A 14487-nucleotide genomic window follows, 5' to 3' on the forward strand; every position below is an offset into this window, starting at 1 on the left:
TTGTCCCTAGCGTCGAACGATTGACCTCAAGAGCCTCAATGCTACCGACAGCGAAGCCATGTCGTCGGCCTCCAGCGCGTTGACCTCGTCAAACATGCTCTTCGCACGACCTAGCTGCTCGGCGTTGAGGTCCTCCCAAGCCCGCAAACGGGCTTCGGCGTCGAGACCGGCGTCGGTCGATTCGAGCACCGACAACGTCATGTCCGCCACGGTCGAGTAGAGATCGTCGCGCAGAGCTGCACGGGCAAGCGCCTGCCACCGGTCGTCACGCGGGAGCGCGGTGATCCGCTCGAGCAGCGAATCTACATGGAAACGGTCAAACACCGTGTAGTAGACATTGCTGACCTCTTCCACCCGGGCGTCGCGGCTTTGCGCAATCTTGGCGATGTCCAGGAGCACGAAGCTCTCGAAAAGCTCAGCCCAGCGATGGGCAAGCTCGTCCGGCAAACCCCACGCACGTGCCTTTTCAAGCCAAGCGGTGACGCGCTCCTTGTCGCTGCCGCGCAGGTAGTCGAGCACCCGGGCCCTCATTGGATCCATCATCGGCTTGAACTCCGCAACGACCTCCGAGATCGGCTTTGAAGCGTTGCCCTGGCTCAGCAACCAGCGAACCGCGCGGTCCAGAAGCCTCCGGATGTCGAGGTGGACGGTGCTCCAATGCTCCGTGGGGAACGAAGCCGGCAGGGCATTGAGCTCCTTGACCATCGAGTCGAGTTCGTAGATCTCCCGGAGAGCGACAAACGCCTTTGCCACGGCAACCTCGGTGGCCGAGGTCTCCTCCATCGTGCGGAAGGCGAAGGTAATGCCGCCCAGGTTGATCATGTCATTGGCAACCACGGTCGCGATGATCTCGCGACGCAAAGGATGCGTGTCCAGTTCGGCATCGAACCGTTCCCGGAGCTGTTTCGGGAAGTACGAGCGGATCGTCTTACGGAACCAAGGATCGTCCGCCAGGTCGCTGTCGCGCAATGCCGACCCCAATTCGATCTTGGCATATGCGGCGAGGACGGACAGTTCCGGAGACGTCAGGCCCTGGCCTTGTTCCAACCGTTCGCGCAGTGTGTCGGTGGTCGGCAGGGCTTCAAGGTCCCGCTTGAGATCAGCAGACTTCTCGAGCCAGTCCATCAGGCGCTCGTAGCTCGGGCTCCATTCGGCGACGCGTGTGCGGTCGTTGAGCAACAGGATGTTCTGATCAATGTTGTCTTCGAGCACAAGGCGCCCAACCTCGTCAGTCATGTCGGCAAGGAAGGATGTGCGCTCGGAAGCGTCAAGTTTCCCGGCGGCAACCATCCGGTCGACGAAGATCTTGATGTTGACCTCATGGTCGGAGCAATCCACGCCGGCAGAGTTGTCGATGGCATCAGTGTTGAGGATGACGCCCTGCAGCGCTGCCTCGATGCGTCCGCGCTGCGTCATTCCGAGGTTGCCGCCTTCACCGACAACCTTGACGCGCAGCTCGCGGCCGTTCACTCGGATGCCGTCGTTCGCCTTGTCCCCCACTTCGGCATGGGACTCGGTGCTGGCCTTGATATACGTCCCGATCCCGCCGTTGTACAGGAGATCTGCCGGCGCGAGGAGTATGGCACGCAGAAGTTCCGGAGGGCTCAGCTGGACCGTTCCGTCCGGAAGGCCGAGGGCGCTGCGGATCTCTGGAGAGATCGGGATAACCTTGGCCTGGCGCGGAAAGACACCGCCGCCTGCACTGATGAGCGAGCGGTCATAGTCATCCCAGGAGGAACGCGGCAGATCGAAGAGACGCTGCCGTTCATCGAAGGAGGAAGCGGCGTCCGGCGTCGGGTCCAGGAAGATGTGGCGGTGGTCGAAGGCGGCCAACAGGCGGATGTGCTTGGAGAGAAGCATTCCATTTCCGAACACGTCTCCGGACATGTCGCCTACGCCAACCACGGTGAATTCCTCGGTCTGGGTGTCCAGATCCAGCTCGCTGAAGTGGCGCTTGACCGATTCCCACGCGCCGCGGGCTGTGATGCCCATTGCCTTGTGGTCGTAGCCAACCGAGCCACCGGAAGCGAACGCGTCGCCTAGCCAGAATCCGTACTCGGCGGCAAGGCCGTTGGCAGTGTCCGAGAACGTCGCCGTGCCCTTGTCCGCAGCCACCACCAAGTACGAATCGTCGTCATCCTGACGGACAACGTCCGACGGCGGCACAATCCTTTCGCCGTCGGCTGTAGTCACGAGGTTGTCGGTGAGGTCGAGTAGACCGCGAATGAAAGTCTTGTAGCTTTCGATGCCCTCGGCCATCCAAGCTGCGCGGTCAAGTGCGGGATCCGGGAGCTGCTTCGCAAAGAAACCGCCCTTGGCGCCGGTGGGCACAATGACAGCATTCTTCACCGTCTGTGCCTTGACCAGGCCGAGGATCTCGGTCCGGAAGTCCTCACGGCGGTCCGACCACCGCAGGCCGCCTCGAGCCACCTTGCCGAAGCGCAAGTGCACGCCTTCAACACGGGGCGAGTATACCCAGATCTCGTACTTTGGCCGCGGGAACGGCAGACCATCGATCTTGGTCGGATCCAGCTTGAAGCTGACGTATGACTTGCCTTGGAAGTAGTTCGTGCGCAGCGTCGACTCGATGAGGTTGACGAAAGTCCGCAGGACGCGGTCGGCGTCGAGCGTGGCGACTTGGTCAATCGCTTCGGCGAGCGTGGCGCGGGCGGTGTCCTGGCGGGCCGGACGTGCGGCGTCAGCTGATACAGGATCAAAGCGGGCTCCGAAGAGATCGATCAGGCCACGGGCAACCTCGGGGTTGGCGAGGAGTGTGTCCGCAATAAACTCGAAGGAGTTGGTGTTCCCCATCTGGCGCATATACTTCGCATAAGCGCGGAGCATCACCACTTGGCGCCAGTGGATTCCCTCGCGGAGCACCAGGCGGTCGAAACTGTCGGATTCCACCGTGCCGGTCACGGCTGCACTAAAGGAATCCGCCAAGAGCTGGCCGGTAGCCACCGGGTCGACGCCGGCGGGGTACTTCAGGCCGAGGTCGTAGAGGAAGAAGTCCCGGTGGTCGGCAGTTTCTATTTCGAAAGGCCGCTCGTCCAGAACCTCAAGGCCAAGGTTGTGGAAGTAGGGCAGGATCTGGCTCAGGCTCTTGGGTTCCAAGAGGTAAAGCTTGACGCGGGCATCCTCTTCAAGGAGCTCACCGGCACCATCGGGCAGGTAGACATGCACCCCAGGGGCCGCCTGGACGGCGACGGCGTCGCGATCGACCGTGGCGCCGTACTTCTCAAAGCGCTCAATGTCCTGAAGGGCGTCCTCGACTTCGTAGTCCACACGGTAGCCAGCGGGGAACGCATCGGTCCAGAGGGCGGAAAGCGCCTCGGCGTCCGATGTACTCGTGTTCTCGCGGAGCACCTCCGCAATTCCTTCAGCCCAGGACCGTGAGGCCCGGACGAGGCGCTTTTCGAGCTCTCCGGCGTCGACGTCGCGAAGTTCCGCCTCACGCGGCAGCCGGATGCGGAAGAATACCCTCGCGAGCGCGGACTCTGTGATGCGGGCTTCGTAATCGATGCTCTCGGCTTCGAATGTCTCGCGGAGTTCCTGTTCAATTCGCTGCCGGACATTGGTGGTGTAGCGATCGCGGGGCAGGTAGACCAGGGCGGACATGAATTGTCCGTAGATATCCGGACGCAAGAAGAGCTTCGTACGGCGCCGCTCCTGAAGCCGTTGGATGCCCAAAGCAGTCGTGGCCAGATCGTCGGTCTCAATCTGGAAGAGTTCATCACGCGGGTAAGTCTCGAGAATACCTACGAGGTCCTTGCCGGAATGGGAGTCCTGCGGGAAACCCGCTGAGCGGAGCACGGCGTCGACCTTTTCCCGGACGATGGGGATGTTCCGCACGGAACCGGTGTACGCGCTCGTGGCGAAGAGCCCGATAAAGCGGCGCTCGCCGTTGACGTTGCCTGCGACGTCAAAGCTCTTGACTCCGATGTAGTCAAGGTACGCGGGGCGGTGCACAGTAGAGCGAGAGTTGGCCTTCGTGATGACCAAGGCGCGCTTCTCGCGGGCCTTCCTGCGTCCTGCGTCGGTGAGGTGCTGGATTTGGTGCGGGTGGTCCCCCGCCCTCAAGAGCCCCAAACCGCTTGCTTCGCGCAACTCAAGGACGTCTTCACCGTTCTCGGTGATGAGGTCGTATTCGCGGTAACCGAGAAACGTGAAATTGCCGTTGTCCAGCCAGCGCAGGAGATCCTGTGCTTGCCTGAGCTCAGCAATGTCTTCGGGGTGGGCCACCTTGTCCAGGGATGATGCCAGTTCCAGCGCCTTCGTGCGCATCTTGGGCCAGTCTTCGACGGCGGCGCGGACGTCGTTCAGGACGCGGTGGATTCCGTCTACGAGTTCCTGCTGGAAGTCGTCCGCCACCCTGTCAACCTCGACGGCGATCCAGGACTCCATGTGGGAGACGTTGTCGCCCTGCGCGATCAGGTGGGCAACATTCGGCATCGCTGCGGTATCACCGCTCGAGATACCTATGTTGGAGGGCACCCGGGCGATGCCGGTGAGATCGCCTGACAGGTGATCACGCGAAACCACGAAGAGCGGATGCATGACGAGCCGGATGGCGCAGTTCTGGCGTACGAGCTCGGCATTCACGGAATCCACCAGGAACGGCATGTCATCCGTGACGATGTACAGAATGCTGCGATCTGCCTCGTTGGAAATCTTGACGTTGGCGGTGCCCGGTTTCCGGCTCTTTCCTACTTCCCGGTGCGCGTCCGCCCTGGAGGTCAATTGCTCGGCAGCGTATCCGCGGGCGTCCTCCTCTGCGAGATGCTCGTAGTAGTCCCCGAAGAACCCTTCACGGACTACTGCAGGTTTAGAACGATCCTCCACGCTGGATCCTGACGACATCGACAAACGCCTCCATCACATCTTGATTGCTGCGTCCTTGCAGCCCACATGGCGAGCCTAACGCTTTAGCCGCCGCCTTGCTCTGGAATAAATGACAGAGGATTTGCCATTTTGCTGGACGGGTGCACAGACCATTTTGGCGATTGCGTGCCGCAAGGCAGATTCAGGCGCTGTTTCCAAAAGCACAGAGCCGGATAGAAGGGCAGCGTCGCAGGCCTCCGGGTCGGACGGAAGAAACACTTCGATGCCGGAGCCAGGCCCATATCGTTCCCAGGCTTCGCGAAGCTCACGTTCAGGTGATCGGCCGGCAGCTGCTGCCCGGACCTTGTTCAAAACCACCAGGGGAACGGCTTGCGGGACGGCCCGTTCGAGCTCCGCGAGGCCACGCACGAGTCTCGGAACTCCGATTGCGTCGGCAGCACCCACTGCGTAAATGGTGTCCGCCAGTTCGATACTGCGGAGAGTGGAGGCATTGCGTCGGGGTGCCATGCTGTCGAAACTGAGTTCCTCATCGGCTTCGAGGCAGAATCCTGCATCGACCACAACGGCCTCGGCTACATCCCTGGCACACTCCAATACTGCGGCGAGCGCAGCGGCGCGGAGTTCGGTCCACCGGTCCGCGCGGGTTACGCCTGTCAGAACCCGAAAGCTACCGGCCTTGGTGAAGACAGGCACTGCGATCCGTTTGAGGGATTCAACGTCCAGCAATCCTTGGTCTGCCAACCGGCAAGCCTGCGCCAGTCCGGCGGATTCGTCCAACAGACCCAGCGAGGCCGCGACGCTGGCCCCGTAGCTGTCCGCATCGACAAGGATCACGGACTTGCCCTCGGACGCGAGTTCCGCGGCGATGTTCACCGCCACAAGTGTTCGGCCCGGCGCTCCAGTGGGTCCCCAGACCGCGATGATCCGGCCGGCACCTGCAGGCGACCGTTCTGCTGCTTCCTCAATATCGGAGGGGCGGAGTTCTGCGGCGGTGTCCGCGTAACTGGAACCCCGCTCCTCTGCGTGTTGGCTCCCCTGCCCGGACAATTGGCCTACTGAATCGGAGATCTTGGAAGCCAGCGTCGCCGAATCCACCCCCAGCGAGGCTGTCACGACGCCGATACTGCGCAGGCGCACCACCTCCGCCTGGTCATCGCTCAGGGCAACAATGGACACGCCGACGGCCGCCAGCCGGTCTACCAGCGATGCCGTCAGCTCCTTGGTACCTTCGGCTATGACCGCTGCACGAGCTAGACCGCTTTGGCACGCGGCCAGCAGTTCGGCGAGTTCAGCACATCGGCGCACGACGGTCACCGGCCCATGGAGCCGCTCGAGTCCTCCAACCAAATCTTCCCTGGACTGCCCGACTGTGACAACGGGGATGCTCACTTGCGGGCACCGCCCGGGTTCCAGACCACGGCAACCTTCGCTTTATTCGCCTGGGCGCCAAGAAGTTTCGGCATCTGCTCGTCCGTCACAAGTACCAGCACTACCTTCTCCTTGGACGCTCCGAGCGTGGATGCACCCTCGGTGACCTGGGCGATTTCCGCACTGGGCAACAATAGCTGCGGCGTGCCGAAGCCGTTACGAGCATCAGGGAGCGCAACCCAGACGTCCACCCGGGAACCAGCTACGGCTTGGGTGGGCAAGGACTCCTGAATCGAAATCGCAACAGGTTTGCGGTTCAGGGTATCGGCCGCTCCCAGGCTTTCCTGCGGGACAAGTTGGTTCTTGGCGATTCTTTGGACGGCGACCCTCCCTTCGGGCAGGCCGTCGGCCAAAGTCACGTAGCTGGACTCGACATCGTCGAGCCGCACTTTGACAACCGCAAGATCGTCCTTGCTCACTTTCTGGCCCACGGCAATCGGCTCGCGCGCCGCATACACCTGGATGGTGCGGTCCGCCGTTCCAACGAGGGCGATGACTCCAGCCAACGATGCCAGGACCAAGAGAATCCCCACCAAAAGGCGCGGATCCCTCCATGACGGCTTCTTGAGCCGCGCCGCGGCGGCTGCGCTAATTGCACTCACCTTGCTCCCCCAATCGCGTAGATCGTCGGCCGTAGCCTTCAGTGGCCCTTATTCTGACCGCATACAGGCAGATTCCAAAAGTCAAATTCTGCAAATGACGTCAAACTGTGGATAACCTCAGCAAATGGATTCAACAGTGGCAAAATAGAGGCATGCCCCGATTCCTCACCTTGGCTGACGTCGCCGAACAGCTTCAGATCAACTCGCCGCAGGCATACGCCTTGGTGCGAAGCGGAGAACTCAAAGCAATTCAGGTGGGCGGCAGGGGCCAGTGGCGCGTCGAAGAAAAGATGCTGGAGCAGTACATCGAGGAACGCTATGCCGAGGCGAGCAGGATGATCCAAGAGGCCAAATCCAAGTCCTCCTGATCCCCGGCAAGCATTCGGAAGCTCCCAAGCACTCAAAAGCTCCCAGGCACCAAAGGGATGACGGTGCCGGAGAGTCACCGCCCGAGCTAGAGGTCTTGGCCCCGCAGTGAACGCAGCGCAGCCAGGGACTGAAACGGAACTGTCGCCACGGAAACAACATTGCCGGACCGGCGCACTTCGCCCGGCATCATGACTGCGAGATCAAAATGGTCCTTGCCCACGCGGTCAACGACGCCGCGCATGGCCCTTTCTTCCGGCGTCGACTCAAGCAAATGGACTGCCAGTTCCGACCTGTCCCGGGCCAGCATCCGGAGTGCGCTTGCCAAGCCAAGGCGTTGCGCCGCCTTGGATTGGCTTGCCCACGCTTGGCGGCCAAGTCCCTGATACGTCAGTACCGCCGCTGCCGGCACCAGCCACTGGTGGCGTCCCTCGTCCAGGACCAGCCATTCGCTCCCGACATGACTCACAGCCCCGGAAACAAGTGTCCCCGAGCGAAGCTTCACATCAATCTTCCGGCCGATTGCTCCACGCAGCCTGTCAAAGACTTCGATTCCGGCGATCTCCACCCGGGCCCGTTCTGAAATTTCGGACTCAAGTCCCAGCAGGTGTTCAGAGGCTAGCTGTGCCTCCATGTCGTTAAACAGAGCATCCCAACGCATTGCGTCAGCGTAAGCGGGTACCCTCTGCGGGTCAATTTTCCTTCGTCGAACACGCAACTCTAGACAAGTGACGCTTAATATGATCAAAATGGTTCAAGTTTCATTAAACAGCATCAAATGATATCAACTGGGTAAGGGGAACCCATGGAACAGACCATGAGAACGGTTCGGAACGACGCTGCAATGGCCGCGGCCATTCTGACTCTCGGACTTTCGCTCGCTGCCACCGGACTGATCTTGACTGACAGATGGCACGTTGCAGCGGGGCGTCACCAGACACCGATGTTTGAAGATCTTCTGGGATTTGTGGCAACGGGTGTCGGTCTGGCCATCGTCGCGTGGTGGATTGCGACGCTCCTTCTGGCCATTGCCGCCGAGGTCCTCCGGCAATCGGGCAAAGGCAGCAGGGCCACCATCGCCGCCAAGCTCAGTCCCGCTTTCATGCGCAGACTGGCTGTGGCAATTCTTGGCCTGAACCTCGTGGGAATTCCGCTGGCGAATGCGGCCCCGGCACCAGTTGAACCTGCGTGGAGCCCCGCTGGCGGGACAACTGCATCCAGTGCCGTTTCCGCCGAGTGGGCACCAGCCGCAGTCCCGTCTACGCGCCTTTCCCCCTGCCGTCGATTGAGTCCGATCCTTCGAAGATCGAACCGCGCTGGCAACCACGTGCGCCTGCTACCGAGCCGGGTCTCCTAGGGTCCGCACCGCAGCGAACCTCAGAAATGCCGGATTCGCCCGGTCAGCGCACGGTAGTGGTGAGCCGGGGAGATTCACTGTGGTCAATTGCCGCAAGGCAGCTTGGCCCGATGGCCAGCGACGTCGACATTGCCCTCCACTGGCCAAAGTGGTACGCGGCAAACCGGCATGTCATCGGAAACGACCCTGGGCTCCTCGTCCCGGGTCAAATCCTCCAACCACCGCCCCGTGACTGAACCGTCCGAACCAAACCTTCCGCAGCCAACCCGCCATCCGTTAGCAACCGACCGATTCAACCAAGGAAATCCATGAGCGCAACATCAACTATCCATGCCCTGCCCGAAGCATCCCGGACGGCGACTTCGCCACGAATCACCCCTCCTTCATTCGGGGTCTCGTCTCGCGCCAAAGCCAAGGTGGACGGTTCGTCCCGCCAGGGCCTGCGTTCTCTCCGCAAAGTGGCCGACGTGGTCAGCCTAGATGGGGAAATACGCACGCTGGCCCGCAGCATCGCCCAAGCCGCGGTCGAGGTCCTTGCCGGCACGCGCCCCGCCCAGCAGCTCTCGCGGTCCCTGGATCCCAGATGCCTCACCGCACTCCAACACCGGGCGGCGCTGACCCGTGCCCATGCAGCCCGCGCCCAGGGCGGGCGGTCACGGCTTCACAGCAATCCGGTGGTCCGCTCGGTTCGTGTCTGCCCGGTGAAGCAAGGCGTGTACGAGGCCAGCCTGGTTGTCTCCGAAGAACTCCGCTCCCGCGCCGTAGCCATGAGGCTTGAAGGAGGCAATGGCGCATGGAAGGTCACTGCCCTCGAAATCGGCTGAGGCGAAGTCCACCAAGGACGGCACGGGGAAACGGAGAAGGACCTAAGGGCTTAGGTCCTTCTCCGTTTTCGCAGTACACGTCTGGAGCTGTATGTCTGCGAGCCACGTGTGGCTGCCAGCTCTACGCGTCTTGCAACGACCGGGCTAGCGGCGCTTCTTCTTGCTGGTCCCGCGCTGTTTGTCTTCGGCGGCGGCCTTGGCGGGGTTGCCTGAGCGTCCTGAGGACCGACCTTCTACCCGAGTCTGGCTCGCACCATCCTCACCGGGCGCTGTGTACTGCAGCTGAACAGGCTTCTCCGGAGCTTCGAGGCCGGCCGCATGGATTTGCGGATCGTGATGTTCCACGTGACCGCCCTCGGGGCTGCCGTCCACGACTACCACGTCTTCGGCGGGCGTGACTTCGACTTCGAGGTTGTAGAGGAAGCCAACGCTCTCCTCGCGGATAGCCTCCATCATGCTTTGGAACATCATGAACCCTTCGCGCTGGTACTCGACCAGGGGATCCCTTTGGGCCATTGCACGAAGGCCGATGCCCTCTTTGAGGTAGTCCATCTCATAGAGATGTTCCTGCCACTTGCGTCCGAGGACCGAGAGGACAACCCTGCGCTCCAGCTCGCGCATGTTCTCCGAGCCGATGGCTTCCTCCCGCTCCTTGTAGACGAGCTGTGCGTCCGAAAGGATCTCGTTCTTGAGGAATTCCACGGAAACGCGGGATTTTCCACCGGCTTCGTCAATGATGTCCTGGGACGTGACCGTCACCGGATACAGGGTCTTGAGGCTGGTCCACAGCTGGTGGAAGTCCCAATCGTCCCCGGTTCCCTCCGCCGTTGCAGCGTCGATCAGGGCATTGATGGTGTCTTCGAGGAAGAACTGGACCTTTTCGTGCAGGTCGTCTCCCTCGAGGATCCTCCGACGGTCGCCGTAGATGGCTTCACGCTGGCGGTTCAGGACGTCGTCGTATTTGAGGACGTTCTTGCGCTGCTCGGCGTTTCGGCCTTCAACCTGGCCCTGGGCCGAAGCGATTGCACGCGACACGAGCTTGGATTCGAGCGCGACGTCGTCCGGCACAGAGCTGTTCATGAGGCGCTCGGCGGCGCCGGAGTTGAAAAGCCTCATGAGGTCATCGGTCAGCGAGAGATAGAAACGGGACTCACCCGGGTCACCTTGGCGGCCCGAGCGGCCGCGGAGCTGGTTGTCGATTCGACGGGATTCGTGGCGTTCCGTTCCCAACACATAGAGCCCGCCAAGTTCGAGTACTTCCTCATGCTCGTCCTTGACTGCCTGCTTCGCGGCTTCAAACGCCTCGGGCCATGCGGCCTCGTATTCCTCGGAGTTTTCCTCGGGGTCCAGGCCGCGCTTTGCCAGTTCGGCGATGGCTGTGAACTCGGCGTTGCCGCCCAACATGATGTCAGTACCACGGCCGGCCATGTTCGTAGCGACTGTGACTGCGCCCTTGCGCCCCGCCTGCGCGACGATGGCCGCTTCGCGTGCGTGGTTCTTTGCGTTCAAGACCTCGTGGCGGATGCCTTCCTTGGCCAGCAGCTTGGCAAGGTATTCGCTCTTCTCCACGCTGGTGGTACCAACAAGGACGGGCTGGCCCTTTTCATGGCGTTCCGCGATGTCCTTGACCACGGCCTCGAACTTCACGATTTCGTTCTTGTACACGAGGTCCGACTGGTCGATGCGCTGCATATCCCGGTTGGTGGGAATGGGCACCACGCCAAGCTTGTACGTGCTCATGAACTCGGCGGCTTCGGTCTCAGCCGTTCCGGTCATGCCCGAGAGCTTCGAGTACATGCGGAAGTAGTTCTGCAGGGTCACCGTGGCGAGGGTCTGGTTCTCAGCCTTGATCTCGACGTTTTCCTTGGCTTCGATCGCCTGGTGCATGCCCTCGTTGTAACGCCGACCGGCAAGGATGCGGCCGGTGTGCTCATCGACGATGAGGACTTCGCCGTCCAGGATGACGTAGTCCTTGTCCCGCTTGAAGAGCTCCTTGGCCTTGATGGCGTTGTTCAGGAAGCCAATGAGCGGAGTATTGGCGGATTCGTAGAGGTTCTGAATGCCGAGGTAGTCCTCGACCTTCTCGATGCCGGCTTCCAGGACACCGACGGTACGCTTCTTTTCGTCGACTTCGTAGTCGGTTTCCGGCTGGAGGCGTAGCACGACCTTGGCGAATTCGCTGTACCAGCGATTGGTGTCACCTTGGGCGGGTCCTGAAATAATGAGCGGGGTACGGGCCTCGTCGATGAGGATGGAGTCCACTTCGTCGACAATCGCGAAGTTGTGGCCGCGCTGTACGAGCTCGGATTTGTCCCACGCCATGTTGTCTCGCAGGTAATCGAAACCGAATTCGTTGTTGGTGCCGTAGGTGATGTCCGCCGCGTACATCTGCCGGCGCACTGATGGATCCTGGTTGGACAGGATGCATCCGCTGCTGAGACCCAGGAAGCGGTAGACGCGGCCCATGAGTTCGGACTGGTATTCGGCGAGGTAATCGTTCACTGTGACGACGTGTACGCCGTTACCGGTAAGGGCATTGAGGTAGGCCGGAGCAGTGGCCACGAGGGTCTTGCCTTCACCGGTCTTCATCTCGGCGATATTGCCAAGGTGCAGAGCGGCCCCACCCATGAGCTGGACATCGAAGTGGCGCATCCCAAGCGTGCGGGAGGAAGCTTCACGCACGGCCGCGAAAGCCTCCGGCAACAGCTCGTCCAGCTGCTCACCGTCCTCGTGGCGGGCACGGAGCCTGTCAGTCTCTTCGCGCAATTCGGCGTCGGAAAAGGTTTTAAAGAGTCTTCGAGGGCGTTGATGGAATCGGCATAGGTCCGCAGTTGCCTCAGGGTTTTTTTGTCACCCGTGCGGAGAAGTTTTTCGATAAGTGATGCCACGTAAAGTTGCTCCCAGTCTCAAGCTGCCGAATTCTGGCGGTTTCAGTCTACGGGAGAGACCAAGACCACGCGGCCTCGTTTCCCTGAGAGCGGAGAGCCGGGCATCGTCCGCGCTTGGGGATGTCCGCGGAATTCAGTTTCGGGCCTCTACCGAGGCCAGCGCCGCGGAGAGATCGCCGCTCGGTGACACGACGATGTCGTCGAGTCCGAGCCAATCGGCCATGAGCCGCAGCTCTGCGAAGAGCTCGACGGCGGTGTCCGCCGGAGCGCCCGCTTCACCATGTGCGGCACGTACCAGAAGCTGCTTGGCTGAGCGGTCGGCTTTGAGGTCTACACGGGCGACCAAAGCATCGCGGAGAAGGAACGGCAGGACGTAGTAGCCGAACTTGCGCCTCTCCGCGGGAGTGTAGATTTCTATCCGGTAATGGAAGCCGAACAGTTCCTCAAGCCTTCTGCGCTCAAAAACCAGGGAGTCAAACGGGCTGAGCAGCGCCCTGCCGGTAGCAGCACGGGGAAGTCGGGCTTCCACGTGCCGATACACTACCCGGTCCCAGCCACGCACAGTGACCGGCTCCAGGCGCCCGGCGGCAACGAGCCTGCTGAGCGATGGTGCAGCAGCCTTCACCGGCGTCCTGAAATAGTCGGCGAAGCAACGGATTGTTCCGATTCCGTGGGCCTGGGCTGCGGCGTCGATCAGCCGGTCCATGGCCGCCGCCGACAGATCGGCACCACCGCCCTGGAAACTTGCCAAGCGGCCGTTGACTGCAGGCGATCCCGGCGGCAGAACCCTCGACGTCAGGGTGTACCTGCGCTCGAATTGCTCCGTCCTTGACGCAGCCGTCACGAGTCCCTCTTCAAACAAGTGCTCCAAAACCCGTTTGACCAGGTTCCAATTCCAACCCCAGTTGTCGTGCTGGCGTTCTTCCTCGTGCCCCAAGTGCGCTGTCAATTGGGCGGCCGTCATGGGGCGCCCGGTTGCGAGGGTGTCGAGGATACGGCTAGCCATATCTTCGCGGACTCCGCGCTCCAGGTGGGCCGCGCCGACCCAGCTGCGGTTTTGCCACAACAGCAGGTCCTGAAAGTGCTCCGGGCGGATGAAGCTGGCCTCGTGTGCCCAGTACTCCATCATGCGCCGCGGACTTCGCCCGGCCATTGCGTGGAGGATGCTTCGGTCGTAGTTGCCGAGTCTTGAGAAAAAGGGGAGGTAGTGACTGCGTGAAAGGACATTGACGGAGTCGATCTGCACCACCTGAAGCCGGGCAAAGGTGCGGCCCACCGTCCGTGAAGTCACGGGGCCGGTGGGCCGTTCCTTGTCCAGTCCTTGGGCTGCCAATGCAATCCGCCGTGCCTGCAACAGGCTCAGCGAAGCGGCCATGCCAGTCCTTTCATGGGAGATACGAATGTTGCCTAGGCTGTGGCAGCTTGGTCATTCGAGCGGTAAGCGTGGATCTTTTCCTCCACGGCTTCGTCTCCCGGCTCGCACGTGGAGTCGAGGGTGATCACTCCATATGTCCAGCCACGGCGACGATAGACAACCGACGGGGTGTTGGTTTCCTTGTCCACGAACAGGTAGAAATTGTGGCCCACCAATTCCATGTTGTCCACCGCGTCATCAAGGGTGAGCGAAGCGGCGGGGAAGACCTTGCGACGAATCAGGACCGGGGAATCGCCGGCCGGAATGTCGTTGTCGACGTCGTAGGGCGAGGTCTCCACCGGTGGCGTCGTTGGCTCCTGGTTATTGCTGGCCTCTACGTAGATGGGTTCGCTCGCACTGGCGGGCTCGAGCGCCGCGGTGGCCTCACGGACGGCTTTGGGCGTGTGGCGGCCATGGTGGACCTTCTTGCGGTCCTTGGCCCGGCGGAGTCTTTCCAGAAGCTTGCTATAGGCGAGATCAAAGGCGGCAAACTTGTCAGCGGCGCTCGCTTCGGCCCGGATCACAGGGCCCCGGCCCAGAACTGTCACTTCCACGGTGAGCTGGCCCGGTGTCTGGCGCGGGTTGGTTTCCTTTGAAACCTTCGCGTCAACCCTCTGGACCTTGTCCCCAAGCGATTCAATCTTTGAAATCTTCTCGCCTGCATACTCGCGGAAGCGATCCGAAACGGTCAGATTACGGCCGCTGATCATGAACTCCATGGTGCCCTCCAAACAACTCAGGTGACACGATAAGGGCGCTTCTTGGG

Annotated in this window: 9 protein-coding genes and 1 pseudogene; 3 read left to right on the forward strand and 7 right to left on the reverse strand. The window is 61.5% G+C overall.

Annotated features, from left to right (window positions below; translation table 11 throughout):
* Positions 1-6: 6 nt before the first annotated feature.
* The 3 genes from ACX5I4_RS14445 to ACX5I4_RS14455 are packed head-to-tail and all read right to left on the reverse strand — an operon-like array spanning position 7 to position 6872.
* The gene (locus tag ACX5I4_RS14445; RefSeq protein ID WP_461837255.1) at positions 7-4860 is read right to left on the reverse strand and encodes an NAD-glutamate dehydrogenase; all 4854 of its coding nucleotides are present in this window, start codon (positions 4858-4860) and stop codon (positions 7-9) included.
* 57 nt (positions 4861-4917) lie between these two features.
* Entirely contained in the window at positions 4918-6231 is a 1314-nt protein-coding gene (locus tag ACX5I4_RS14450) for an AAA family ATPase (protein ID WP_461837256.1), read from the reverse strand.
* A complete protein-coding gene (locus ACX5I4_RS14455; RefSeq protein ID WP_461837257.1) occupies positions 6228-6872 on the reverse strand; it encodes an SAF domain-containing protein in 645 nt (214 codons plus the stop codon). Before ACX5I4_RS14455 ends, ACX5I4_RS14450 begins: the two co-directional genes overlap by 4 nt.
* 152 nt (positions 6873-7024) lie before the next feature.
* Between ACX5I4_RS14455 and ACX5I4_RS14460 the strand changes: the two genes are divergently transcribed.
* Entirely contained in the window at positions 7025-7240 is a 216-nt protein-coding gene (locus ACX5I4_RS14460; protein ID WP_268021148.1) for a helix-turn-helix domain-containing protein, read from the forward strand.
* A gap of 86 nt (positions 7241-7326) precedes the next feature.
* Here ACX5I4_RS14460 and ACX5I4_RS14465 read toward each other — a convergent pair whose 3' ends face one another.
* On the reverse strand, positions 7327-7899 hold the full coding sequence (locus ACX5I4_RS14465; RefSeq protein ID WP_461837258.1) for a hypothetical protein: 573 nt from the start codon (positions 7897-7899) through the stop codon (positions 7327-7329).
* A gap of 156 nt (positions 7900-8055) precedes the next feature.
* Between ACX5I4_RS14465 and ACX5I4_RS14470 the strand changes: the two genes are divergently transcribed.
* On the forward strand, positions 8056-8595 hold the full coding sequence (locus ACX5I4_RS14470) for a hypothetical protein (protein WP_461837259.1): 540 nt from the start codon (positions 8056-8058) through the stop codon (positions 8593-8595).
* Positions 8596-8903: 308 nt separating this feature from the next.
* The gene (locus tag ACX5I4_RS14475; protein WP_461837260.1) at positions 8904-9419 is read left to right on the forward strand and encodes an Rv3235 family protein; all 516 of its coding nucleotides are present in this window, start codon (positions 8904-8906) and stop codon (positions 9417-9419) included.
* A gap of 144 nt (positions 9420-9563) precedes the next feature.
* On the opposite strand, the pseudogene secA reads toward ACX5I4_RS14475, so the two are convergent.
* The 3 genes and pseudogenes from secA to hpf form a co-directional block, all read right to left on the reverse strand.
* Positions 9564-12307 (reverse strand): annotated as a pseudogene (gene secA, locus ACX5I4_RS14480) (preprotein translocase subunit SecA).
* Positions 12308-12440: 133 nt separating this feature from the next.
* Positions 12441-13682: a winged helix-turn-helix domain-containing protein gene (locus tag ACX5I4_RS14485; protein WP_461837261.1), complete on the reverse strand. Its 1242-nt coding sequence runs from the start codon at positions 13680-13682 to the stop codon at positions 12441-12443.
* A gap of 32 nt (positions 13683-13714) precedes the next feature.
* Complete coding sequence (gene hpf / locus ACX5I4_RS14490; RefSeq protein ID WP_461837262.1) at positions 13715-14440, reverse strand: ribosome hibernation-promoting factor, HPF/YfiA family; 726 nt, start codon at positions 14438-14440, stop codon at positions 13715-13717.
* Positions 14441-14487: the final 47 nt, after the last annotated feature.

The sequence above is a fragment of the Arthrobacter sp. MMS24-S77 genome (assembly GCF_054888235.1).